This is a genomic window from Streptomyces sp. NPDC005494 (assembly GCF_042872025.1).
Classification (GTDB): Bacteria; Actinomycetota; Actinomycetes; order Streptomycetales; family Streptomycetaceae; genus Streptomyces.
The window spans coordinates 214,373-237,175 of the sequence record NZ_JBIAJR010000002.1 but is presented as its reverse complement, the minus strand read 5'-3'; the positions used below and the strand labels follow the sequence as shown (position 1 = coordinate 237,175).

The following is a 22,803-nucleotide window of genomic DNA, read 5'->3' as shown; positions in this document are numbered from 1 at the left end:
ACTTCGCCGTGGGGTCCGGGAAAACGCTGACGGGTGGTGGTCCGCCCTCAGGCCGTACCACCACCCGTCACGGACACCGGAGCGTCACCAGGAGGACTTGGTCACTCCCGGGAGAAATCCGGAGTGTGCCTGTTCGCGCATCCGCACGCGCGACAGTCCGAACTTCCGCAGGTGACCGCGCGGACGGCCGTCCACACTGTCACGGTTACGCACCCGCGTCGCACTGGCGTCGCGCGGTTGGCGGCGCAACTCCGCTACTGCGGCCGCCCGTTCGGCCTCCGAGGTGCCAGGCCGGCGAATGAGGCCCTTCAGCTCGGCACGCCGCGCGGAGTACCGCTCGACGACGGCCTTGCGCTTCTCGTTCCGGGCGATCTTGCTCTTCTTCGCCATCAGACCTTCCCCCCTAGGGAACGGATACGGGCGACCGCCGCCTCGATGCCGATGACGTCGATCGTCTTGATCGCCTTGGTGCTCAGCACGAGGCGCACATGCCGTCCCTCGCTGGGCAGCCAGTAGCGCTTGCGCTGGATGTTCGGGTCGAACCGGCGCGACGTACGCCGGTGCGAATGGGAGATGTTGTTGCCGAAGCCCGGCTGAGCACCGGTCAGTTGGCAGTGGGCGGACATGGAGTTACCTGCCTCTCATCGACATGGATCCGTATTGAAAATGGAAACCATTGCCATATAGTAGCGGCATGGCTCGCAACGAACTACGCCCGATCGTCAAGCTCCGCTCCACCGCGGGGACGGGCTACACCTACGTCACCCGCAAGAACCGCCGTAACGACCCCGACCGGCTGGTCCTGCGGAAGTTCGACCCGCCCGTCCGCCGTCACGTCGACTTCCGCGAAGAGCGCTGACCCCCTCCACCCCCCGTCCGGCCACCGACCTCAGGACACCGCCATGCAGCCCGGAATCCACCCCGCCTACGGCCCCGTCGTCTTCCGCGACAAGGCCGCGGACTTCGCTTTCCTGACCCGTTCCACCCTGACCAGCGACCGGACCGTCGGATGGGAGGACGGCAACGTCTATCCGGTCGTCGATGTGGAGATCTCCTCCGCGAGTCATCCCTTCTACACGGGGACCGCCCGCGTCATGGACACCGCCGGACGCGTCGAACGCTTCGAGCGGCGCTACGGCCGTGGCCAGGACCGGTGATGAAGAACCAGCACAGGCTTCCCGTCGTCATCGTGAACGGGCTGCACTCCGAAGCGCGCCACGAGGTGGTGGAGGGCCTGCTGAGGGATGTGCCCCGCAGCGTCGCCCTGCACCATGACCTCTCGACGGCCGAGCAGGGCTCCGTCCGCCGGACGGTACGCGACGCCTCCGGCGTGCTGTCCAGCGGCAACACCCCGCTGGTGAACGACTGCGCCTGCTGCGCCCTGCGCGAGGACCTGGTGCCGGAGCTGGAGCGGCTGGCCGCCGACGGGGCGACCAGGATGGCCGTCGTCGAACTCTGGGACTCCGTCGAGCCGAAGGCGATGGCCGAGGTCATCGCAGCCGACGGCCGGGGCTTGATCGAGGTGACGAGCGTGATCACCGCCGTGGACCCCGCGCTCGTACTGCCCTGCCTCGCCAACGGCGACGACCTCGCCGAGGCCGGCCTGGCCGCGGCCCCGACCGACGGGCGGACCGTCGGTGACACATGGGCCAGGCAGCTGGAGTACGCGTCGGCCGTCGCCCTGGTGGACGACGGCACGGCGGACGACGAGGACACAGCCCTGCTCCGCCAGTTGCACCCGACGGCACCGCATGCCGCGTCCGGTTCGCCGGAGCTGACAGAACTGGCTCTGGCGGGATTCGACGTGGAGGCGGCAGGCGCCGGCCAGCATCCGGCCTGTGCCCTGCTGCCGCAAGAGGCCGAGGAGGCGGGTGTCAGCACGCTCGTATGGCGCAGGCGCCGTCCGTTCCACCCGGAGCGTCTGTACGACGCGCTGGAGGATCTGACGTGCGCGGCCGCCCGCAGCCGGGGCAGGTTCTGGCTCGCCGACCGTCCTGACACCCTGCTGTCCTGGGACGCCGCGGGCGGTGCGCTCTGCGTCGAGAACAACGGCCCCTGGCTCGCATCCTTGCCCGACGCCGCCTGGGACATGGTCTCGCCGATGCGGAGGGCAGCCGCGGCACTGGACTGGCACCCCGAGCACGGCGACTGCTGCCAGCATCTGGTCTTCGTCTCCCCCGGCCTCGACCGGGACGGCCTGACCGCCCTGCTCGACTCCTGCCTCCTGACCGACGACGAGTACCGGGCCGGCCGCGCCGCGTGGTTGAGCCTGCCGGCGGCGTTCGACGCCCTCCTCGATCCGGTGCACTGACCCACCCACCACACACCCACACAGTGAGGCAATTCCGATGGCCCGCCGCCAGGACCCCCGCACTCCCGTGAAGCACCGGCCGAACCCGCTCGACGCGGCCGGGATCACCTACATCGACTACAAGGACACCGATCTGCTGCGGAAGTTCATCTCCGACCGGGGCAAGATCCGCAGCAGGAGGGTGACCCGCGTCAGCGCTCAGCAGCAACGACAGGTCGCCGCCGCGATCAAGAACGCACGCGAGATGGCACTCCTGCCCTACTCCGGTTCCGGGCCCGGCTCCGGCTCCGGCTCCGGCAGGTGAAATTCGGCCCCGAGCAGCCCGGTAGCGTGACGCAACGTGACGAATGAGAGCCGTCGGTGACCCGCCTCCGGCGTCGACGGCGCGCCGGAGGTGCCCGGGGCCGGAGAGGCTTACGCTGCCAGATACGCCGGAAATATCCGCCATCCTCCTCGGCGGTCGCCCGGCGCCCTCCAGGCAGCGCAAACCGTGAAGGAGTCAGCGAGATGTCCACGACCACGGCGCACCACCCCCACCCCGAGCACGCTCATCAGCACGCCCCGGGATGTGGCCACGTGGCGATCCCGCACAACGACCACGTCGACTACGCGCACGACACCCATCTGCACCGCGCACACGAAGGCCATGTGGACGAGTGCGTGAACCCGGAGCACTCCGTGCACGCAGAGCACGACCACCAGCACGGCCCGGACTGCGGCCATGTCGCAGTTCCGCACGCAGACCACCTCGACTACGCGCACGACGGCCACCGGCACGCCTCGCACGACGGCCATTGGGACGATCACTGAGCGTTCTCAGGGTGGTCACTGATCGGATGACGCCGATGAGGACGAGGTGAGGGCCGCAACGCACAAAGCCCCCGTGCCGTTGGGGAAGGTGTTCGAAGTCTCAACCCAGCGGCACAGGAGCCCTGTTGCTTCCGCATCCCACCGCATCATCCGGATCTGCGAACGCCAGGGCGTCCCGAGCCTCGCCGACCGCGCCTACCAGGGTGCCGGCCCCTGGGCCACCACCGGGCTCAAACGGCCACCGGGCGGTGAACTCGCCCTGACCCAGCGCACCGTCAACCCGGCCCTGGCCGCTGCGAGAGCGCCGGTCGATCGCGGCATGGCACGGCTGAAGTCCTGGCAGATCTTCCGCAGATCCCGGATCAGTCCCCACCGCATGACCGTCATCACCAAAGCCGTCCTCACCCCGGAGAGGCAGCGCTGAAAGCGCTCACTCCCTGACAGGGCCTGTGCCGGCAACTCATGCCCACCGGGGCAGTCACTGTTCCCCGCCTCGATGACCGCGACGGAACCACCCTGTACCTGCTGGTCGACGGCCGCCTCCGGCTCGTCGCGCACGCCCCCCGGCATGACGGCGCCCGACGGACGCGAGCGGTTGGACCGCCCCCTGCCGCTCCCCTGATCCGACGCTCGAGCGAACCGAGGCGCCGTCGCCGCCGCCGCGCACCTGGGGCCAGGCCGTCCGTCGATCGCAGGCGCCGCACGCCCCGCCAACACCCGCGCGCGACCGACACACCGGCACAAGTCGGCCAGAGAACCTGTGACAGACCCCGTGACAGACCCCTTGGAGGGAATGAGGGCATCCGGTGGAGACGCCGTGACAGGATGCGCCCGCTGTCGGCGTTTCACCGGACGGCTGGATGCAGTCAACTCAAGGGGAATCCAGGGAAGATGAAGATATTTCGGCGGCGTGGAGCCTCTCAGGGCCGGGATCGTACCGAGCAGGCGATCCAGGAGTACCGGACGGCCTACGAACGGGGGCTCGCCGCCGAGCAGAGCCAGGGGCCGGCACAGGCGCTGGCCGAGTTCGCGCGGGCGCAGCACGCCCTGGACCGTTTGGACGCCGCCTCCCCGGGCCTGCCTGAGGTTCCCCAGGCCAGAGCAGGACTGCTCTACGCCACGGGAGGGGCCAGGACTGATGTCGGGGACGTGACCGGTGCAGTCGCAGCCCTGGACCAGGCCGAGGAGCTGTACCAGCGGATGGAGTCGGAGCAGCTCGCCGCCCGGAGGGAGGGTGAGCAGCGGGGTGACCGGCAGGAGACGGATCTCGTTCCCGCGGTCCTGCTGACGGCCGATGTCCGGCTACGAAGGGCCCGGGCCTATGCCGAGTGGGACCGTCCCTTCAGCGCCCTCAGCGATCTGGACATGTCGATCGGGGGGTACATGCGGGCGGGAGCCTTCACTCCCCTGTCGGACCGGTCCGGGGACGCGGCCCGGATCCTCGCGGTCGGGGCGCGGATCCAACTGCGTGCAGGAGACCATGAACTGGCTCTGGAATGCGGCCAGGAGTCCCTCGCCCGATACCAGGAGATGGGCCGAATCGGCCCTGAGGCAATGCCGTACGCGATCGGTTTCGCCGCCCCGGTCGTCTCCATGCTGGAGGCGGCGCGTGGGCAGTGGGACGCGGCGCTGGCCGTGGACGGTCTGATTCTGGAGGCCGCAGAACTCGGCCAGGTCGGGAGTTCCGGGGCTCATGCCCGGATCGGCGTCCACCTGAGAGAGGCCGGGCGGGACGCGGAGGCGGCCGGACATCTGGCCATGGCCGCCCGCGGGCCGCATGATCGGATCGCGGAGATGGAGCGGGAGTTCGGCTCGGCACTTGCGCCGAGTCTGCGGGAGGCACTGCTGGAAGCGGAGCGGACGGAGTCCACGAGGCTCGCAGGCGGTGTGCGGGCCGGCGCCCTGGATCCGCTGGAGATCCGGACGCTGCGACTTTCCCTCTGCGGCGGGGACGGAGGCAGGTTCTCGGCTACGGGCCGGATGAACGTGGTCACCGCTGTTCCACGTCAGGTCACTTCGCTCGCCCGGGTCGGCCACCAGCTGATCGCATCCGACCGCCTTCCCGCGGCACTGCGGGTGCTCTGGGAGGCACTGCTCCTCTGCGATGCCGCCCGCCGCTGGACCACCTTGAACACCGGCGAGTCCACCGCGACCGTACCGCTGCGCGAGGCCGAGGAGAGCGCCTTGGCCGGAGCGGCCGTTCTCGTCGGCATACTGGAACGAGCCGCGGATCCGATGGGCGACGCGCTCACCGCCGACCTGAGGAACGCCAGGGCACGCCTGGGCCTGTCGGCACACTGAGAGCGCCGACGTAGGCGCGGTCGGCGAGGACGGGGACGCCCTGGCGTTCGCAGGTGCCGCATCAGCCCCGAGCGCATGACCGTCATCGCCAAAGCCGTCCTCATCCCGGAGTGGCAGCGCTGTTAACGCTCACTGACCGCTGCCACGGGACCGGCCGGCCCCCTGCTCGCGGCGGACGCGAACGGCAGTGACCGGCAGGCGCCGGTGCGGTACATCCGTACCGGCGTCCGGCCGCGTGCGTCCGGCGCACGGGCGACGCGTTCGGAATCACGCGGGAACGGCTGCACGATCGCACCAGGAATCGAACACCACCCGAACATCATGTGCCGGTGCACCTTTCCCCAGAACCGGAACCATTTACCCGGCCGGCCACGCGCAGCCCGTATCGCCGATTTCCGCGCCCGCGTCACGCCCGCCGCACCGATGCCGTGAGTCCTCTTTCCGGCGCAACCCAATACGGCACCCTCCGGACCTCGGAACCTCCGAACTCCTTCCGGACCGAACGACTGTACGAACGCCTTTGTTTTCAGCCGTTCGGCATATGCGACGGCCCCCACGCACGGCTGTCCCGGTCCTTGAGAATCGAACAAGGGCTCATGTGCAGGCCACAGCCGGTCCGGGGCGCAATTCGCTCGTTTCTACGGTGACTTTCGGACTCTTCACAAAGGGTTAACTTCATAAGCCCCCCGGCCTGTTAGCGTCCCGAGGAAGGATGCAGTCCGGAAGGAGGCCAGAATGCGCGCAGCGGCAGTCCGCTTCGTACTGACGCTCCTGATGGGTCTCCTGTCCGCTTCGTTGTTCCCGCCGTCCGGCGCACCCTTCTCCGGCGCCCAGGCTCGCAACCCGCAAATCCACTTGGCCGCCTTTCCAGGTGCGGTTCCGGAAGGAATGCGCGGGGAATACGGCACGTGTGGCACCCCCGATCGCGGCGGTGAGTCAAAAGGGCTCCTGCGGCATCGTGACCGCCATCGTCCGACCGTCGTTCCCGCACCCGACGCTCCGTCACGCTCCCTGGTGGCGACCGGCGATCGCGGGCTGCTCGCTCCCGCCGCCGTGGCCGCGATGGGCAGAGCGCACCACACCGCCAGATCCTCGGCGGCACACTCCGCGCCCGTGCTCCAGGTGTTCCGCTGCTGAGCTGATCCGAGGCGTACGGAAACCGTCCCCCTGTCCCCGGCCCTGCCGGGCACACCGACACGGGGCCATACCGCCGTGCCCTCCCGTACCGCTCAGTTCACCCACCCGTAGCGACGCGCCGGTCCTCGGCGCGCCAGGAGGAACAACTGGTATGCAAGCTCTCGCCGACCACCACGCGGTTCACGCACGACAAGCAACTGACAGCGCCGTGTGGGCACCCCCGCCCGGCGACGTGCGCTCGGCCCCCTTCCGCACGGGATGAGGGCCGCCATGGACCGCGTCGCCAAATTCCCCCACCTGCGGCAGGACTTCGCCGCGTCACTCGTCGTCTTTCTCGTCGCCCTGCCCCTGTGCGTGGGCGTCGCCGTGGCATCCGGCGTCCCGGCCGAACTGGGCCTCATCACCGGCATCGTGGGCGGTCTCGTCACCGGTTGCATGCGCGGCAGCAGCCTCCAGGTGTCAGGACCGGCCGCCGGCCTGACCGTGCTGGTCTTCGAGGCCGTCCAGACCTTCGGGCTGCCCGCCCTCGGGGTGATCGTGGTCACCGCTGGGCTGCTCCAGCTGGCCATGGGAGCGCTGAGGCTGGGCCGCTGGTTCCGGGCCATCTCGGTCTCCGTCGTCGAGGGCATGCTCGCGGGCATCGGGCTCGTCCTCATCGCCGGCCAGCTCTACGCAGCCGCCGGCATCGAGGCTCCGCTCACCGGACTGGGCAAGCTCACCGGTGTTCCGGGTCTCCTGGTCGACGCCGCCTCCGACGCGGCGGCTCTCACGTCGCTGGCGGTCGGAGCGGCGACCATCGTCCTGGTCGCCCTGTGGGACAGGATGCCGAAGCGGGTGCGGGCCGTTCCTGGCGCGCTCGCGGCCGTCCTGCTCGCCACGCTCGCCACACTCGCGTTCGACCTGCCGGTCGCCACCGTTCAGGTGCAGGGGCTGTTCGACGCAGTCCAGGTACCAGCCCTCTCCGAGTTCGGTGGGCTCGCGACCATGAGTCTGCTCGGAACCGTGGCGGCCTTCACGCTGATCGCCTCCGCCGAGAGCCTGTTCAGCGCGGCCGCGGTGGACCGGCTGCACGACGGGCCGCGCACCGAGTACGACAAGGAGCTGATGGCTCAGGGCGCCGGGAACACCGTGAGCGGGCTCCTGGGCGCGCTGCCGATGACCGCGGTCATCGTGCGCAGCTCGGCCAACGTGCGGGCAGGTGCGCGGACGAAGGCCTCCCGAGTGCTGCACGGGGTGTGGCTGCTGCTGTTCGCCGCGCTGCTGCCGTCCGCGCTCGGGCTCATCCCGCTCCCCGCCCTGGCAGGCATCCTCATCCACGCCGGCTGGAAGCTGATTCCGCTGCGCGCGCTGGTGGCGCTGTGGCGCGACCACCGAGGAGAGGCGCTGATCCTGATCGTCACAGCCGTGGCGATCGTGACGGTAAACATGTTCGAGGGTGTGCTGACGGGTCTGGCCCTTTCGGTGGCCAAGGCGGCCTGGGACGCCTCGCACATCAAGCTGGAGATCGTTGACAGCAACGCGGAGGGCGTCCGGGCCCGGCTGTCGGGCAACGCGACCTTCCTGCGGCTGCCGAAGATACTCGACAGCCTGGAAGCACTGCCCACGGACCGGCCCATCGCGCTGGACCTGTCCGGCCTTCACCATCTGGACCACGCCTGCCGCACGGCGCTGGAGAACTGGGCGGAGCGGCACAGTGCGTCCGGTACCGACCCGGTTCGGCTGACCCGGACGGAAGGGGTGACCACGGCTTCCTGAACCACGGATGACGACTCGCCGGGGCGCCCGTTCAGGCGCCCCGGCGAGTCGTTCCCGGCTCACCGTCCGTGGCGGTCAGCCGTTCGGCAGGATGACCGCACGGCCGTTGATCTTGCCGGCGTGGAGGCGCTCGTAGGCGAGGGGGGCCTCGTCGATGGAGTACGTCTCCACGTGCACGTCGACGGAGCCGGCGTGGGCGAGCTCGATGACTTCGGCGAGTTCCTTGCGCGAACCCCAGTAGGGCGCGGTGACCGACGTGGAGAACGGCAGCACTCCGAAGCCGACCGGCAGCAGGCCGCCGCCGATGCCCACGATCGTGACGTCGCTGTCGATGGAGGCGACCGCTCCGGCCGTCTTCACCGTCGGCTCCACGCCGACGAAGTCGAAGACGACCTTGGCGCCGATGCCGCCGGTGAGCTCGCGGACCTTGGCGGCCGCGTTCTCGTCGGAGAGGACGGTCTCGTGCGCTCCGACGGCGCGGGCCAGGGCGAGCTTCTCCTCGGTGACGTCGAGGGCGATGACACGGACCGCTGTCATGGCGCGCAGCAGCTGGATGGCGACGTGTCCGAGGCCGCCGGTGCCGATGACGACCGCGGTGGCTCCGGGCAGCAGCTTCGGCAGGGAGCGCTTGATCGCGTGGTACGGGGTGAGGCCCGCGTCGGTCAGCGAGACCGTCTTGACGGGGTCCAGGTCGCCGATCGGCGTCAGGTGACGGGCGTCGTCGACGACCATGTACTCGGCCATGGCACCCGGCCTGCCCAGTCCGGGCGGGTTGATGCCGAGGTCGGCAGCGCGCAGGCAATAGTTCTCCCGGCCTTCCGCGCAGTTCACGCAGGTTCCGCAGCCCCAGGGGCCGTAGACGGCGACCGAGTCCCCCACGGAGACACCCTCGGCGCCCTCGCCCAGGGCGGCGACGGTGCCGACGCCTTCGTGGCCGAGCGTGAGCGGCAGCTCGTAGGGGAACCCTTCGGCGGGCCAGCTCATCACCGCGATGTCCGAGTGGCATACACCCGCGGCGCTGACCTTCAACAGGATCTGACCGGGCCCCACGACGGGCTCAGGAATCTCGACGACCTCGGGCGCGGCGCCGATGGTGCGGTACTGGACGGCTTTCATGACACTCCTTCGTTTCTCCGTACTCCCTTTGTGACCCTCGTGGTGGCGTTGCGCCACTCGGGGATCAGGAGGCGGAATAGCCGCCGTCGACCAGGTGGTAGCTGCCGTGGATGAAGGACGCGCGGTCGGAGAGCAGGAAGGCGGCGAGCTCGGCGACCTCCTCGGAGGTTCCGAGGCGGCCCGCGGGGTGGAGGGAGATGAGGTGGTCGCGGGCGGGTCCGTCGGTGTTGCGGAGCAGCGGAGTGTCGATGAAGCCGGGGCCGACCGCGTTGACGCGGACGTTCTGTGCCGCGTACTCGAGAGCGGCGGTCTTGGTGAGACCGACGACGCCGTGCTTGGCGGCCACGTAGGCCGGCGAGTTCGCGAAGCCGTTGGTGCCGAGGATCGACGAGATGTTGACGACGGCGCCGCCGCCCGCGGCGAGGATGGCCGGGAGCTCGTAGCGCATCGAGTAGAAGACACCGCTGAGGTTGGTGGCGACGACCTTGTTCCAGTCCTCGATCCCGTACTCGCCGGTGGTCTGCGCGGGACCGCCGATACCTGCGTTGTTGACGGCGAGGTGCAGTGCGCCGAACGTGTCGACGGCGAAGCGTACGCCGGCCTCCACGGAGGCGGGGTCGGTGACGTCCAGGGCGACGGCGACGGCGCGCGCTCCGGTGCCCTGCAGCTCGTCGGCGGCCTTGCGGGCGCTCTCCTCGTCGTAGTCGGCGACGACGACTGCCGCACCGCTCGCGGCGAGCCGCTTGGAGAGGGCGAGGCCGATGCCGGACGCGCCGCCGGTGACGAGGGCGACCTTGCCGGCGAATTCCGCCTCGTAGGAGGTGGGAAGGTTGGTGCTCATGCTGTGCTTCCTTGCGTGGTGCTGTGGGGCGCCGGCCCGTCCTGCCGGAATTCCAGCAGATGCGCGGAGAGGGCGTCGAAGGCTTGTACGACGAACTCGGGCAAGGCGGCCGGACGACCGCCTCGTACCCATGCCGCCTGGGCCGCGAGGAGCGCTCCGGCTCCTGCGGCGACGGTCACGGCGGGGCGGAGGTCCTGCCGCGGGTCGACACCGAGGCGTTCCGCGATGATCCGTACCGACTCCTCCTGGGCGTCCACACGGATGTGGTGGTACGCCGCGTAGAGAGTCGGTTCCTCCTCGGCCATGACCAGCAGGTCGAAGATGCGCGGCCGTAGGTGCCAGGGCTCGGCCTCCGGGTCGCCGAGCCAGTCGAGGACGGCCAGACGGTAGGCGGTGAGCGGTGGCTCGGTCACGGGGCGCTCGCGGAGCGCTCGGTTGATCCTGTCGCCGTCGCCTCGCACTGCGTCGAGGACGGCGGCCTCCTTGCTGGGGAAGTACCGGCTGAAGGTGCGCCGGTCGACGTCGGCCGCCTGCGCGATCTCCTCGACCGTCACGTCCTTCAGTCCGCGATCGAGTACGAGGTCGAACGCGTGCTGCGCCAGCGCGTCCCGGGTCCTGCGCGCCTTGCGGCCGCGCCGTTCCGGGCTGTTCCCCTGCGGATTCATAATTGCATCGTACACCTTTAAGTGTCGCAGTGGGACATCTGTCTCACCATGACATTTTGTGCGCTCCTCCACCGAACGGCCGGCGGCTCCCGGCCTCTCGGGAACGCCCGATGACGCGCGGAAACGGAGCGCCCGGGACACCCTGCTGGCGCGAGGGGCGGAAGCAGCACGCACGGCCGCCCGGCGGCGCCAGGAGCGGAAGCAACACGCCCGGGACGCCTCCGCCTCCCTCTCCTGAGGGAGGCGGATCACACCGGCGAGGGAGGTCTGACGCATCGTCGGCTGCCACGGTTGGTGCATGACTCACAGCACACGCGGCGCCTCGTACACGGGCCCGACTGACGCTGCCCGCACCGCCGGGGCGGTGCGGGCAGGACACGGTTGCCGGAATGCTCCGGAAGCACTTGCCGAGGGCCTCCGCGGCCGACGCCCCGGCTCGGCCCCCAACCGGGGCGCCGTCCGTGATGGCGTCCGGCCGCGACACGGGCCGGAGCACAACCAGCGTGCGTGCGGGCTACGAACGGGGTTCGCTCACCTCCGACGCCTCCTTGCCGCCCCGGCTGAGCACGCCCGGCCACCAAGCGGTGGGCCCGATGTCCCGGACGAGGGCGGGCACCAGGAGCGAACGCACGACGAGGGTGTCGAGCAGGACTCCGAACGCCACGATGAACGCGATCTGCACCAGGAAGGCGAGCGGGATGACCCCCAGGGCCGCGAAGGTGGCCGCCAGCACGACACCGGCGGAGGTGATCACCCCGCCCGTGGTGGTCAGTCCGCGCAGCACGCCCTGCCGGGTGCCGTGGATCAGGGACTCCTCGCGGACCCGGGACATCAGGAAGATGTTGTAGTCGACGCCGAGCGCGACCAGGAACACGAATCCGTACAGCGGCACGGAGGAGTCGGTGCCGCTGAAACCGAAGACGTGCTCGAAGACCAGCGACGCGATTCCGAGGGTGGCGAGGAAGTTGAGTGCCACCGTCGCGACGAGCAGCAGCGGCATCAGCAGGGAGCGGAGCAGGCCGATCAGGATGACGAGGATGATGACCAGCACCACGGGCACGATGATGTTGCGGTCGTGCTCAGCGGTCTTCTGGGTGTCGTACTGCTGCGCGGTGTAGCCGCCGACGAGCGCCTCGGCGCCGGGGACGGCGTGGACCGCGTCACGGAGCCGGGTGACGGTCGCCTTCGCGGCGTCGCTGTCGGCCGCGTCCGCAAGTGTGGCGTCGATACGCACCCGGCCGTCCACGACGAGCGGTTCCCCGTCCCCGGGACGGCCCGAGGTCGTCACCACGGCGGCACTCGCGACACCCTGCACGTCCTCGGCAGCGGTGACGATCTTCTGCGAGCTGCGGGCATCGGCGATCACGATGGCGGGGTTGCCCGATCCACCGGGGAAGTGCCGGCCCAGCGTCTCCTGGGCGGCCACGGACGGCGCGTCGTTGACGAAGATCTCCTTGAGAGGGACTCCCTTGGAGTTGAGCGTCGGCATGAAGGCGGCACAGGCGATCAGACCGATCAGCGTGATGGCCCACACCTTGCGCGGGGAGCGGTCGACCAGACCCGCGATCCGGGACCAGATGCCCTTCGAGCCGGCCTCGGGCTCGGCGTCGCCCTTCTTGGGCTTGGCCGGCCAGTACGCGGTCCTGCCGAGCAGGACCAGAACAGCGGGGAGGAAGGTCAGGGCGCTGAGGACGGAGCACACGATGCCGATGGCGCCCACGGGCCCCAGGGCGCGGTTGTTCGTCAGATCGCTGAGCAGGAGCGCGAGCAGGCCCAGAGCGACGGTCGCGGCGCTTGCCGTGATGGGCCCCGCGGACTCGCGGAGCGCGGCCCGCATCGCGGTCCACCGGTCTTCATGCCGGCCCAGCTCCTCCCGGAACCGCGCGGTGAGCAGCAGGGCGTAGTCGGTGGCCGCGCCGATGACCAGGATCGACAGAATGCCCTGGACCTGCCCGTCGACCCGCACGATGTCGTTGTCCGCCAGTACGTACACGATCGCGCAGGAGACACCGAGGGCGAAGACCGCGCCGACGATGATGATCAGCGGCAGCAGAACGCTCCGGTACACCAGGAGCAGGATGACGAGCACGGTCACCAGGGCCACACCCAGGAGGAGTCCGTCGATGCCGGCGAAGGCTTCGGACAGGTCGGCCTGGGAGGCCGCGGGGCCGGCGAGCCCCACCACCGTTCCGGGGACGCCTTCCGCGGCACTGCGGATGTGTTCGATCGCGTCGGGGAGTTCCTCACCGAGGTCCGGCCGCAACTGGACGACGCCTTCCAGCGCCTGGCCGTCCTTGGACGGAAGCGCGGGACTCACCTGACCGGTCACGCCCGGCCCGTCCTCCACGGAGGCGAGGGCGGCGGTCGCCGCCTTCTGCTGCGCCGCGTCGAGCTTCCCTCCGTCCTCGTCGGACGTCCAGACCACGATGGCGGGGACGGTCTGCTGCTTGCTGAACGCCTTCTGCGCTTCGACAACCTGGGTGGACTCCGCGCTCTGCGGCAGGAACGAGGCCTGGTCGTTGGTGGCTACTTCACCGAGCTTCCCGGCATACGAGCCGAACGCGCCGCCGACGACGAGCCAGGCGAGGACAAGGAATACAGGGACAAGGAACAGCCGGCGAACCGGCTTCGATGCGGTGGACATGGCGCTCCTGGGTCGGCCGCGATCTCTCAATCATGATGTATCTCAATGATTGAGATTACATGCTCGACACCACTCCCTTACCCCCGGCATGGCGTTTCAGCGCCGGGGAACCTGCATTCGAGCGAGTTCACCGTTCATCCGCGCGAGGAAGCGGAGGGCCGCCTCCAGCTCATGCGGCTCGGACGCGGCGCGCGCACCCGCCGCAGCCTCGGCGAGGGGCATGAAGAAGGACCGGGCGGCCGCCTTCGCTCCGGACTCGTAGTAGAGATGCACGACACGCCGGTCGGAGCTTTCCCTCGCGCGGCGGATGTGGCCGGCACGCTCCAGCCGGTCCAGGCACGCGGTGACCGCCCCGGACGTGAGACCGAGGTGATCGCGCAGCCTGCCGGGGGTCAGCGGTCCGTCCGCGTCGAGAATGGCACCGAGCGCCTGTACGTCCGTGGCGTGAAGGCCCTGCGCGTGCGCGAAGGCATGAACCAAGCGGTTGATCTCGCCGTTCATACGGCGCATTTCGACAGCGAGAGCTTGCAACTCCGCAAGCCCTGTCGCGCCGGGGCCCGATCCTTCACGAGAGTCGTCCGCACTGTTCACCGCCCCATAGTAGGGCGCAGGGATCACCCGCGGCCCGCCTCCCCGGCAGCGCTACGGCCGCACCGCAGCCCGTGCCGCAGCTATGCTTCTACAGTTCTGTAGAGGCTGATCGGACGCGTTCCTCGCGTACGGAAGAAGGAGTGGACACCACGATGGTGTTAAAGAAGCTGCTCGGCTCGCTCGGCGTGGGCGGCCCCACCGTGGACACGGTGCTGGAACCGGGCGCCGCCACCCCCGGAGGCAGCCTGACCGGCCAGGTACGACTGAAGGGCGGCAGCGCCGACTGCACGATCGAGCAGATCACCCTGGAGCTGGTCGCCGTCGTCGAGGCCGAGCGGGACGAAGGTGAGTACGAAGGCGCCGTCACCTTCGCTCACTTCGCCGTCGCCGGCGGGTTCGTACTGACAGCGGAGGCGGATCACAGCATCCCGTTCACCGTGACGCTCCCGTGGGAGACGCCGGTCACCGAACTCCACGGCCAGGACCTGGGAGTCGTCCTCGGCGTCCGCACCGAGCTCGCCGTCGCCGGCGCCAGGGACAAGGGTGACCTCGACCGGCTCACCGTCACGGCGCTCCCCGCCCAGGAGGCCGTCCTCGAAGCACTCGGCCGGCTCGGCTTCGGCTTCAGGTCCGCGGATCTGGAGCTCGGGCACATCCGGGGCAGCGGACAGCAACTGCCCTTCTACCAGGAGATCGAGCTCTCGCCCGCTCCGCAGTACGCGGACCGGATCAGCGAGATCGAGGTGACGTTCCTCGCCGGGGCCGAGACCTTGGAGGTCGTACTGGAGGCCGACAAGCGGGCGGGCCTGCATCCCGAGGGCGACACCCTCAGCCGTTTCGTCATCGGCCGTCACGAGTCCCTGGATCGCGACTGGGTCACCGAGGTCGACGGGTGGATCAGGACGGCTGCCGCAGGCCGGCCGCCGCACGACACGCACGAGACCTACGGCGCCTCCGAGACGTACGGCCACGGTGAGGCCCGGACCCACTCGGGGCACGGCCTCGGTGGCGCGGCGGCGGCCGGAGCGGCAGGTCTCGCGGTCGGCGTCGTGGGCGGAATGGTGGCTGCCGAAGTCGTCGACGAGGAGGGCGACTTCTTCGAAGGTGACGAGGACGAGGAGGAAGAGGGGGACGAGGAGGGCTGAGGCCCGGGCAGGGCGTCGCCCTGCCCTCACCCCCGCAGAAATTGCAGCGCGCCCCGGAGACACCAGGGCGTCTTCGAGGGCCGCCGCGAGTGCGTCCCACACCCTCAGGGAGAGACAGTCGGCATGCTCGGAGTCAGCGAGATCGCCATCTTCATCATCCTCGCCGTCCTGCTGTTCGGCGCCAGAAAGCTTCCGGAACTCGCCCGCTCCCTGGGCAAGTCGGCCCGCATCCTGAAGAGCGAGGCGCGGACACTCAGGTCGGACGGGAGGTCTGCCACCTCCCCCACGGACCTGCGCGCAGGAGAGGCGGCACCACAGCACGGCCGAGGTGAAGAGCACAACGGGCGGACGAAGCCGTACGGCGGCCACGAGGGGCCACGCGACAGCCGGGCGGACGCGCACGACAGCCGGGCGGACGCGCACGACAGCCGGGCGGACGCGCACGACGGCGGGGCGGGACCGCGTGTCATCAAGGGCACCTTTACCGAGAAGACCGGCCGGGGCTGAGCCGCCGGGACCGAGCCACCGTCCTTTCCTGCCCCACTCGAACGGTCGAACCACCGCGAGCATCACGAGATCGCACTGAGGTTCGACCACCTCGCCACTCGGTGGGGTGGGTTTCGGCGTGTCAGGGGCCCCTCGGCAAGCAAAATGCCCAGCACGGGCACACGGTGGACGAAGGACACACGAGCCGGAGCGAGGGGTCATGGACAGCAAGGACGAAAGCGGCGGACTGCGGTGTCTGGTGACGGGCGCGACGGGATACATCGGGGGCCGCCTCGTACCCGAGCTCCTGGACGCCGGACATCGGGTGCGCTGCCTGGCCCGTACCCCCGACAAGCTGCGTGACTACCCGTGGGCGGGCGATGCCGAGATCGCCAAGGGTGACGTGACCGACGCGGAGTCGGTGCGGGCGGCGATGCGCGGCATCGACGTGGCGTACTACCTGGTGCACGCCCTCACGAGCGGAGCGGGGTTCGAAAGGACCGATCGCGAGGCGGCCCGCATCTTCGGCGAACAGGCGCGCGCGGCGGGTGTCCGGCGCATCGTCTACCTGGGCGGGCTCACTCCCGCCGACGTGCCGGAGCGCGATCTGTCCCCGCATCTGCGTTCGCGTGCCGAGGTGGGACGCATCCTGCTGGAGTCCGGGGTGCCGACCACCGCGCTGCGCGCCGCGGTGATCATCGGTTCGGGTTCGGCCTCGTTCGAGATGCTCCGCTATCTCACCGAGCGCCTCCCGGTCATGGTCACCCCCAGCTGGGTCTCGACACGGATCCAGCCGATCGCGGTCCGGGACGTGTTGCGCTATCTCGTGGGCAGCGCCCACATGCCTCCGGAGGTCAACCGCGCCTTCGACATCGGCGGGCCCGACGTGATGACGTACCGCGACATGATGCAGAAGTACGCGCAGGTGGCCAAGCTCCGCCAGCGGTTGATCCTGCCGGTGCCCATGCTGTCGCCCGGCCTCTCCAGCCACTGGGTCGGCCTGGTCACCCCCGTGCCCGCGTCGATCGCCCGCCCCCTGGCGGAGTCCCTGCGCTACGAGGTCGTGTGCCACGAGCACGACATCGCCGAGCACGTCCCCGACGGGCCCGGACAGCCCTTCTCCTTCGACACCGCCCTCTCGCTCGCCCTGCAGAGGGTCCGCGAGGCCAGGGTGACGACCCGGTGGTCGTCCGCCTCCACCCCGGGGATTCCCAGCGATCCGCTGCCCACCGACCCCGACTGGGCGGGCGGGAGTCTCTACACGGACGTGCGGGAACTCGACGTCGACGCGTCGTCCGACGCCCTGTGGCGGGTCATCGAGGGGATCGGCGGTGACAACGGCTGGTATTCGTTCCCCTTGGCCTGGGCGGTCAGAGGCTGGCTGGACCGGCTGATCGGAGGAGTCGGTCTGCGCCGGGGAAGACGGGACGCCCAACGGCTGAGGGTCGGCGACTCGCTGGACTTCTGGCGAGTCGAGGAGATCGAACCGGGGCGGCTGCTCCGGCTCCGGGCGGAGATGCGGCTGCCGGGTCTGGCCTGGCTGGAGATGTACGCCGAGCGGAGCGCGGACGGCCGCTCCCGTTACCGGCAGCGGGCGGTGTTCCATCCCTACGGACTGCTCGGCCACGCGTACTGGTGGAGCGTGTCCCCCTTCCACGCGGTGGTCTTCGGCGGGATGGCCCGTAACATCGCACGGGCAGCGACCAGGAAGACGGCGGGTGTGGCGGCGTGAGTGTGTCGGTCGTCCTCTTCACATCCGATCTGAGGCTGCACGACCACCCGCCCCTGCACGCGGCCCTCGCGTCGGCGGACGAGGTTGTTCCGCTGTTCGTCCTGGACGACGCGGTGGAGGCTGCCGGGTTCGGCGCGCCCAACCGGCGGGCGTTCCTCGCCGACTGCCTCCGGGACCTGGACTCGGGTCTTCGTGCGCGCGGCGGGCGTCTGGTCGTCCGGGAGGGCGACGTCGTCGACGAGGTGGCCCGGATCGTGCGGGAGACCGGCGCGGACGCGGTCCACATGGCGGCCGATGTCAGCGCCTTCGCGCACCGCCGTGAGGAACGGCTGCGCGAAGCGCTCACGTCCGTGGGCTGCCGTCTGCGGGTGCACGACGCCGTGGTCACGGCGGTGGCCCCCGGTGTGGTGGTGCCCACGGGTGCGGGCAGGGACCACTTCTCGGTCTTCACTCCGTACTTCCGGCGCTGGTCCGGCGAAGGTATCCGCTCGCCGTTCCGCGCGCCCAGGGCCGTGCGGGTACCGGAGGGTCCGGGGTCGGCGGCCGTGCCGTCGCGGTCCGGGATCCAGGGGTGCTCCCCCGGGCTGGCCGAGGGCGGGGAGACCGAGGGGCGCAGACTGTTCGGCGCATGGCTCCGCAAGGGGCTCTCGGCCTACGAGGACCGCCATGACGATCTCGCCGGCGACGGGACCTCCCGGCTGTCACCGCACATCCACTTCGGCACCCTGTCCCCCGCCGAGCTGGTCGGCCGGGCGCGCGCCGCGGGCAGTCCGGGTGCCGAGGCCTTCGTCCGGCAGCTGTGCTGGCGGGACTTCCACCACCAGGTCCTGGCCGCGCGTCCGGCGGCCTCCCGTACCGACTACCGCCCGCGGCAGGACAGCTGGCGCACCGGACGGGCGGCGTCGGACGACACGGCCGCGTGGAAGGAGGGCCGCACCGGCTATCCGATGGTCGACGCCGCGATGCGTCAACTGCTTCACGAAGGCTGGATGCACAACAGGGGCCGGCTCCTGACGGCGAGTTTCCTCACCAAGACGCTGTACGTGGACTGGCGCACCGGCGCACGCCACTTCCTCGATCTGCTGGTCGACGGGGACATCGCCAACAACCAGCTCAACTGGCAGTGGGTGGCCGGGACGGGCACGGACACCCGGCCCAACCGGGTACTGAATCCGGTGACCCAGGCCAAGCGGTACGACCCGGAGGGGACCTATGTACGCCGCTGGGTACCGGAGCTGACGGGGATCTCCGGGTCCGCCGTGCACGAACCGTGGAAGCTGCCGGAGGCCGAGCGCTCCCGCTACGACTATCCGGAGCCTCTCGTCGCGCTTCCCGACGCCCTGGCGCGCTTCAAGAAGGCGCGCGGACTCGACTGAGGCGCGCTCGGCCGAGCGCGCCGTCCGTCGGACCTGGTCTCAGACCTTGCGCCAGCGGGCGTTGGCCCAGGAGAAAAGACCGAACGCGGCAAGGCCGAGCGCGATTAGCACGAGCAGCCACGGGCCCGCAGGCGTCTCGGTGAAGGAGCGCAGGGTGTCGTCCATGCCCTTGGCACGGCCCGGTTCGTGCTGCACGGCGGCTGCGACGGCGAAACCGCCGGCCGTGGCGAAGACCGCACCGCGGACGGTGCCGCCGAAGACGCCCACGACGTCGACGGCCTGACGGACCTTCCTGGTCATCTCCGCCATCTTCAGGTGCTTGTGGTACTTGCGTGTGAGAGCCCGGAAAGCCATCCAGAGACCCGCGCAGATCACAGCGACGCCGGCGACACCGACGATCCACTGGCCGCCCGTCCACTGCAGGGCCCGCGCCGTCACGTCGTCGGTCTGCTGGTCGCTGGATCCGCTTCCGCTGCTCCGGTCACCCGCGGCGTAGGAGAGCACGGAGTACGACACGAAGGTGTAGAAGAGGAAGCGGGCTGCGGCCATGGCCCGCTTGCTCGCCTTGTGCCCGTCGGGGCCCACCTGCCCGAAGAGGGCCTCGGAGAGCCTCCAGAGGGCCATCCCCGCCAGAGCCACACCCAGCACCCACAGCAGCAGGTTGCCGAAGGGCTTCTCGGCTATCTCCGCGATGGCGCCACCGCGGTCGGCCTGCTTCCCGCCCCCGTCGGAGAAGGCGATGCGCAGGGACAGCAGACCGACCAGGAGGTAGATCACACCACGGGCCACGAAGCCGGCGCGGGCTCCGGCGTCCATGGCCCGGCTGTTGGCCGCCCGTCTGGCCTGGCCCCGTGCGTTCATCGACAGCGCGTTCGTATTCATGCACTGCCGGATGCCCCTGAAACGGCGATCAATGCGAAAGCGTCAGGCGCTGCCGTCCGCAGCCTCTCCCTCGCCCGCGTCCTCACCCTCGCCCTGCCCCTTGGCGCGGCGGCCGACGACGGCCGCGGCGGCGAGCGCACTGCCCGCGAACGCGAGGGCGACGACCCACGGGCGGTCCAGGGCGTGCCCGGTGGCGTGGTCCAGGGAGTAGCGTCCCGCGCCCGTCAGCCCGATCGCCGCAGCGGTGAAACCGAGGAACGCCGGGTATTCGTAACCGCCGCCGGTCGCGAAGAAACCCGCCGGCGCGTGCACGGCGACGGCTCCCGCCATCGTGCCGGCCGCCGCGGCACCGGCCGCCGGGGTGGCGAGGCCGAGGGCAAGCAGAACCCCGCCTCCCGCCTCACCGATTCCTGCGGCCATGGCGCTGTGCTTCGGCGGATGGAAGCCCATGGCCTCCATGGCGGCGGTGGTCCCCTGGATGCCGCCACCGCCGAACCATCCGGCCAGCTTCTGACTGCCGTGGGCCGCCAGGACCGCTCCCGTGCCGACCCTGAGTACGAGGAGGCCGAGGTCACGTCGGTTGATGCAGGTCATGGGTGACTCCTGTCCACAAGGAGGGTGCGCGCGGGGAAGGCGTACGGATCCACTGTCGTCCCGGCGTGGTCGTGGGACGGGATGGTGTTAGGCCATTCGTGGACCCGCGGTGCGGGAGCCGGGGAGGCGCGGGCCTCCGGGTGGGGTCCTGGACGCCGGCAGCGGCGGCGGCCACGCGGCTGGACGCACGGGCGAGAGGGCCGCCCGACGATCGCCGACCGCGAGCCGCGCCGGAAGTGCGACGTGCGTCGTCACGTACGACGGGCGTCGTCAAGCACGACGGGCGTCGCCAAGTGCGACGTACGTCATTGTGCAACTAGTTGCATAACCTCTTCCCGATGCTCTAGAACTGGCTCGACGACACCTGCGAGGAGACCCGGATGAGCCCCTACCCCACCCTGCTGAGCCCGCTGGACCTCGGGTTCACCACGCTCCCGAACCGGGTGCTGATGGGCTCGATGCACATCGGTCTGGAGGAGGTCGAGCGCGGGTTCGAGCGGATGGCGGCCTTCTACGCCGCCCGTGCGCGCGGCGGCGTGGGCCTCATGGTCACCGGCGGTATCGCACCCAGCGAGCGAGCGTGCTCGTTTCCCGGCGGCGCCAAGATGACCACGGAGGCGGAGGCGGAGCAGCACGCCGAGGTCACCGCTGCCGTGCACGCGGCGGGTGGCCGCATCGCGATGCAGATCCTGCACTTCGGGCGCTACGCCCACCACCCGGATCTGGTCGCACCGAGCGCTCTCAAGGCCCCGATCAGCGGTTTCACCCCGCACGCGCTGACGGACGACGAGGTCGAGGAGACCATCGAGGACTTCGTCCGGGCGGCGGAACTCGCCCGGCGCGCCGGCTACGACGGTGTCGAGATCATGGGCTCCGAGGGCTATCTGATCAACGAGTTCATCGTCGCCGTGACCAACCACCGCGAGGACCGCTGGGGCGGTTCGTACGAGAACCGCATCCGCTTCCCCGTGGAGATCGTGCGCCGGGTCCGCGAGCGGGTCGGGCCCGACTTCATCCTGATCTACCGGCTGTCCATGCTCGACCTGGTGCCGGGCGGTTCGACGCTGGAGGAGGTCGTCCACCTCGCCCGTGAGATCGAGGCGGCGGGGGCGACCATCATCAACACCGGAATCGGCTGGCACGAGGCCCGTATCCCGACCATCGCCACCTCCGTTCCGCGCGGGGCCTTCACCTGGGTCACGGAGAAGGTCCGGGGCGCGGTCTCCGTACCGCTCGTGACCAGCAACCGCATCAACACCCCCGAGCTGGCCGAGGAGATCCTCGCATCGGGCCGCGCGGACATGGTGTCGATGGCGCGCCCCTTCCTCGCCGACCCTGATTTCGTCGCCAAGGCGGCCGAGGGCCGGGCCGACGCGATCAACACCTGCATCGGCTGCAACCAGGCCTGCCTGGACCACATCTTCAGCCTGCAGATCACCTCGTGCCTGGTGAATCCCCGTGCCTGCCACGAGACCGAACTGGTGCTGTCACCGACCCGCACGCGTAAGAGCGTCGCCGTCGTCGGCGCCGGGCCCGCCGGACTGGCCTGCGCGGTCACCGCCTCCGAACGCGGACACGCGGTGACGCTGTTCGACGCGGCCGACGAGATAGGCGGCCAGCTCAACGTGGCGCGCCGCGTCCCCGGCAAGGAGGAGTTCGCCGAGACACTGCGCTACTTCCGTACGCGCATCGCCGAGGAGGGCATCGAACTCCGGCTCGGCACACCGGCGACGGCCTCCTCGCTCGACGGCTTCGACGAGGTCGTCCTGGCCACCGGCGTCGAGCCGCGCTCCCCCGCGATTCCCGGCGTCGGCCATCCCAGCGTCGTCAGCTATCTGGACGTCCTGCGCGACGGCGTGCGGGTCGGCGACCGGGTGGCGGTCGTCGGCGCGGGCGGAATCGGCTTCGACGTCGCCGAGTTCCTGAGCGACGGAGGCGAAGAGGCGAGCCTGGACCCGGAGGTCTTCTTCCGGCAGTGGGGCGTGGACACCGGCTACGCGGACCGCGGCGGGCTGCGGGCCCCCGAGCGTCCGAGGCCGCCGCGCACCGTCCACCTCGTCCAGCGCAAGGCGACCAAGGTCGGGGCCGGACTCGGAAAGACCACCGGCTGGATCCACCGGACCGAGCTGCGTCACCGAGGCGTGACGATGATCGCGGGCGCCACCTACGACCGGATCGACGACGAGGGCCTGCACCTCACCGTCGACGGCGAGCAGCACCTGCTGCCGGTCGACACGGTGGTGCTGTGCGCGGGCCAGGAACCACGGCGTGAGCTGTACGAGGAGCTGCGTGCGGCGGGCCGTCCCGTCCACCTGATCGGCGGCGCCGACGTGGCCGCCGAGCTGGACGCCAAGCGCGCGATCCGTCAGGGAACGGAACTCGCCGCGGAGCTGTGACCTGCCCGGACCCGCCGCCCT

Annotated in this window: 21 protein-coding genes and 1 pseudogene; 13 read left to right on the top strand and 9 right to left on the bottom strand. The window is 70.3% G+C overall.

Translation table 11 applies throughout. From position 1 onward, the window contains the following. Window positions 1-84: 84 nt before the first annotated feature. Both rpsN and rpmB read right to left on the bottom strand, forming a co-directional pair. On the bottom strand, window positions 85-390 hold the full coding sequence (gene rpsN, locus ACFYQ6_RS06875; protein WP_361573090.1) for a 30S ribosomal protein S14: 306 nt from the start codon (window positions 388-390) through the stop codon (window positions 85-87). Continuing rightward, entirely contained in the window at window positions 390-626 is a 237-nt protein-coding gene (gene rpmB, locus ACFYQ6_RS06870; RefSeq protein ID WP_388761200.1) for a 50S ribosomal protein L28, read from the bottom strand. Before rpmB ends, rpsN begins: the two co-directional genes overlap by 1 nt. Before the next feature lie 68 nt (window positions 627-694). Here rpmB and rpmG point away from each other — a divergent pair, with 68 nt between their 5' ends. The 8 genes and pseudogenes from rpmG (at window position 695) to ACFYQ6_RS06830 (ending at window position 8,314) form a co-directional block, all read left to right on the top strand. Then, the gene (gene rpmG, locus ACFYQ6_RS06865) at window positions 695-859 is read left to right on the top strand and encodes a 50S ribosomal protein L33 (protein WP_388761197.1); all 165 of its coding nucleotides are present in this window, start codon (window positions 695-697) and stop codon (window positions 857-859) included. Between the two features lie 43 nt (window positions 860-902). Continuing rightward, window positions 903-1,157 (top strand): type B 50S ribosomal protein L31, encoded by a 255-nt coding sequence (locus ACFYQ6_RS06860; RefSeq protein ID WP_361573093.1) that lies wholly within the window; start codon window positions 903-905, stop codon window positions 1,155-1,157. Beyond that, on the top strand, window positions 1,157-2,311 hold the full coding sequence (locus ACFYQ6_RS06855) for a GTP-binding protein (protein WP_361573095.1): 1,155 nt from the start codon (window positions 1,157-1,159) through the stop codon (window positions 2,309-2,311). The genes ACFYQ6_RS06860 and ACFYQ6_RS06855 overlap by 1 nt, the downstream gene beginning before the upstream one ends. 37 nt (window positions 2,312-2,348) lie before the next feature. Then, complete coding sequence (rpsR, locus tag ACFYQ6_RS06850; protein WP_388761192.1) at window positions 2,349-2,615, top strand: 30S ribosomal protein S18; 267 nt, start codon at window positions 2,349-2,351, stop codon at window positions 2,613-2,615. A 203-nt stretch (window positions 2,616-2,818) separates the two neighbouring features. Continuing rightward, on the top strand, window positions 2,819-3,121 hold the full coding sequence (locus tag ACFYQ6_RS06845; protein ID WP_388761189.1) for a hypothetical protein: 303 nt from the start codon (window positions 2,819-2,821) through the stop codon (window positions 3,119-3,121). 133 nt (window positions 3,122-3,254) lie between these two features. Further along, window positions 3,255-3,545, top strand: a pseudogene (locus ACFYQ6_RS06840) (transposase family protein); the annotation flags it as partial. A 467-nt stretch (window positions 3,546-4,012) separates the two neighbouring features. Beyond that, entirely contained in the window at window positions 4,013-5,422 is a 1,410-nt protein-coding gene (locus ACFYQ6_RS06835; RefSeq protein WP_361573101.1) for a hypothetical protein, read from the top strand. Window positions 5,423-6,829: 1,407 nt separating this feature from the next. Beyond that, entirely contained in the window at window positions 6,830-8,314 is a 1,485-nt protein-coding gene (locus ACFYQ6_RS06830; RefSeq protein WP_361573103.1) for a SulP family inorganic anion transporter, read from the top strand. 75 nt (window positions 8,315-8,389) lie between these two features. On the opposite strand, the gene ACFYQ6_RS06825 is transcribed toward ACFYQ6_RS06830, so the two are convergent. The 5 genes from ACFYQ6_RS06825 to ACFYQ6_RS06805 form a co-directional block, all read right to left on the bottom strand. Then, on the bottom strand, window positions 8,390-9,430 hold the full coding sequence (locus tag ACFYQ6_RS06825) for an NAD(P)-dependent alcohol dehydrogenase (protein ID WP_356743630.1): 1,041 nt from the start codon (window positions 9,428-9,430) through the stop codon (window positions 8,390-8,392). Between the two features lie 64 nt (window positions 9,431-9,494). Continuing rightward, window positions 9,495-10,271, bottom strand: coding sequence for an SDR family NAD(P)-dependent oxidoreductase (locus tag ACFYQ6_RS06820; RefSeq protein WP_361573105.1), 777 nt, complete (start codon window positions 10,269-10,271; stop codon window positions 9,495-9,497). Further along, window positions 10,268-10,936 (bottom strand): TetR family transcriptional regulator, encoded by a 669-nt coding sequence (locus ACFYQ6_RS06815; protein WP_361573107.1) that lies wholly within the window; start codon window positions 10,934-10,936, stop codon window positions 10,268-10,270. The genes ACFYQ6_RS06820 and ACFYQ6_RS06815 overlap by 4 nt, the downstream gene beginning before the upstream one ends. 514 nt (window positions 10,937-11,450) lie before the next feature. Beyond that, a complete protein-coding gene (locus ACFYQ6_RS06810; RefSeq protein WP_361573109.1) occupies window positions 11,451-13,580 on the bottom strand; it encodes an MMPL family transporter in 2,130 nt (709 codons plus the stop codon). A gap of 96 nt (window positions 13,581-13,676) precedes the next feature. Beyond that, entirely contained in the window at window positions 13,677-14,171 is a 495-nt protein-coding gene (locus ACFYQ6_RS06805) for a helix-turn-helix domain-containing protein (RefSeq protein WP_361573111.1), read from the bottom strand. A gap of 152 nt (window positions 14,172-14,323) precedes the next feature. On the opposite strand from ACFYQ6_RS06805, the gene ACFYQ6_RS06800 reads away from it, so the two are divergent. The 4 genes from ACFYQ6_RS06800 to ACFYQ6_RS06785 all read left to right on the top strand — a co-directional run bounded on the left by ACFYQ6_RS06800 (window position 14,324) and on the right by ACFYQ6_RS06785 (window position 18,910). Continuing rightward, entirely contained in the window at window positions 14,324-15,316 is a 993-nt protein-coding gene (locus tag ACFYQ6_RS06800; RefSeq protein ID WP_388761182.1) for a sporulation protein, read from the top strand. A 123-nt stretch (window positions 15,317-15,439) separates the two neighbouring features. Beyond that, window positions 15,440-15,823 carry a Sec-independent protein translocase subunit TatA gene (locus ACFYQ6_RS06795; protein ID WP_361573115.1) on the top strand — a complete coding sequence of 128 codons (384 nt, stop codon included), beginning with the start codon at window positions 15,440-15,442 and terminating at the stop codon, window positions 15,821-15,823. A gap of 199 nt (window positions 15,824-16,022) precedes the next feature. Further along, entirely contained in the window at window positions 16,023-17,534 is a 1,512-nt protein-coding gene (locus ACFYQ6_RS06790; RefSeq protein ID WP_388761179.1) for an SDR family oxidoreductase, read from the top strand. Further along, on the top strand, window positions 17,531-18,910 hold the full coding sequence (locus ACFYQ6_RS06785) for a deoxyribodipyrimidine photo-lyase (protein WP_361573119.1): 1,380 nt from the start codon (window positions 17,531-17,533) through the stop codon (window positions 18,908-18,910). Before ACFYQ6_RS06790 ends, ACFYQ6_RS06785 begins: the two co-directional genes overlap by 4 nt. Window positions 18,911-18,949: 39 nt before the next feature. Here the strand turns inward: ACFYQ6_RS06785 and ACFYQ6_RS06780 are convergent, their stop codons facing one another. Next, on the bottom strand, window positions 18,950-19,792 hold the full coding sequence (locus ACFYQ6_RS06780; protein WP_361573121.1) for a DUF1206 domain-containing protein: 843 nt from the start codon (window positions 19,790-19,792) through the stop codon (window positions 18,950-18,952). Between the two features lie 42 nt (window positions 19,793-19,834). Further along, on the bottom strand, window positions 19,835-20,386 hold the full coding sequence (locus ACFYQ6_RS06775; protein WP_361573123.1) for a DoxX family membrane protein: 552 nt from the start codon (window positions 20,384-20,386) through the stop codon (window positions 19,835-19,837). A gap of 380 nt (window positions 20,387-20,766) precedes the next feature. On the opposite strand from ACFYQ6_RS06775, the gene ACFYQ6_RS06770 reads away from it, so the two are divergent. Beyond that, window positions 20,767-22,782 carry an FAD-dependent oxidoreductase gene (locus ACFYQ6_RS06770; protein ID WP_388761174.1) on the top strand — a complete coding sequence of 672 codons (2,016 nt, stop codon included), beginning with the start codon at window positions 20,767-20,769 and terminating at the stop codon, window positions 22,780-22,782. Window positions 22,783-22,803: the final 21 nt, after the last annotated feature.

Coding starts and splice junctions, on each gene's coding strand:
- rpsN (WP_361573090.1), bottom strand. CDS start 390: ATGGCGAAGAAGAGCAAGATCGCCCGGAACGAGAAGCGCAAGGCCGTC.
- rpmB (WP_388761200.1), bottom strand. CDS start 626: ATGTCCGCCCACTGCCAACTGACCGGTGCTCAGCCGGGCTTCGGCAAC.
- rpmG (WP_388761197.1), top strand. CDS start 695: ATGGCTCGCAACGAACTACGCCCGATCGTCAAGCTCCGCTCCACCGCG.
- ACFYQ6_RS06860 (WP_361573093.1), top strand. CDS start 903: ATGCAGCCCGGAATCCACCCCGCCTACGGCCCCGTCGTCTTCCGCGAC.
- ACFYQ6_RS06855 (WP_361573095.1), top strand. CDS start 1,157: ATGAAGAACCAGCACAGGCTTCCCGTCGTCATCGTGAACGGGCTGCAC.
- rpsR (WP_388761192.1), top strand. CDS start 2,349: ATGGCCCGCCGCCAGGACCCCCGCACTCCCGTGAAGCACCGGCCGAAC.
- ACFYQ6_RS06845 (WP_388761189.1), top strand. CDS start 2,819: ATGTCCACGACCACGGCGCACCACCCCCACCCCGAGCACGCTCATCAG.
- ACFYQ6_RS06835 (WP_361573101.1), top strand. CDS start 4,013: ATGAAGATATTTCGGCGGCGTGGAGCCTCTCAGGGCCGGGATCGTACC.
- ACFYQ6_RS06830 (WP_361573103.1), top strand. CDS start 6,830: ATGGACCGCGTCGCCAAATTCCCCCACCTGCGGCAGGACTTCGCCGCG.
- ACFYQ6_RS06825 (WP_356743630.1), bottom strand. CDS start 9,430: ATGAAAGCCGTCCAGTACCGCACCATCGGCGCCGCGCCCGAGGTCGTC.
- ACFYQ6_RS06820 (WP_361573105.1), bottom strand. CDS start 10,271: ATGAGCACCAACCTTCCCACCTCCTACGAGGCGGAATTCGCCGGCAAG.
- ACFYQ6_RS06815 (WP_361573107.1), bottom strand. CDS start 10,936: ATGAATCCGCAGGGGAACAGCCCGGAACGGCGCGGCCGCAAGGCGCGC.
- ACFYQ6_RS06810 (WP_361573109.1), bottom strand. CDS start 13,580: ATGTCCACCGCATCGAAGCCGGTTCGCCGGCTGTTCCTTGTCCCTGTA.
- ACFYQ6_RS06800 (WP_388761182.1), top strand. CDS start 14,324: ATGGTGTTAAAGAAGCTGCTCGGCTCGCTCGGCGTGGGCGGCCCCACC.
- ACFYQ6_RS06795 (WP_361573115.1), top strand. CDS start 15,440: ATGCTCGGAGTCAGCGAGATCGCCATCTTCATCATCCTCGCCGTCCTG.
- ACFYQ6_RS06790 (WP_388761179.1), top strand. CDS start 16,023: ATGGACAGCAAGGACGAAAGCGGCGGACTGCGGTGTCTGGTGACGGGC.
- ACFYQ6_RS06780 (WP_361573121.1), bottom strand. CDS start 19,792: ATGAATACGAACGCGCTGTCGATGAACGCACGGGGCCAGGCCAGACGG.
- ACFYQ6_RS06775 (WP_361573123.1), bottom strand. CDS start 20,386: ATGACCTGCATCAACCGACGTGACCTCGGCCTCCTCGTACTCAGGGTC.
- ACFYQ6_RS06770 (WP_388761174.1), top strand. CDS start 20,767: ATGAGCCCCTACCCCACCCTGCTGAGCCCGCTGGACCTCGGGTTCACC.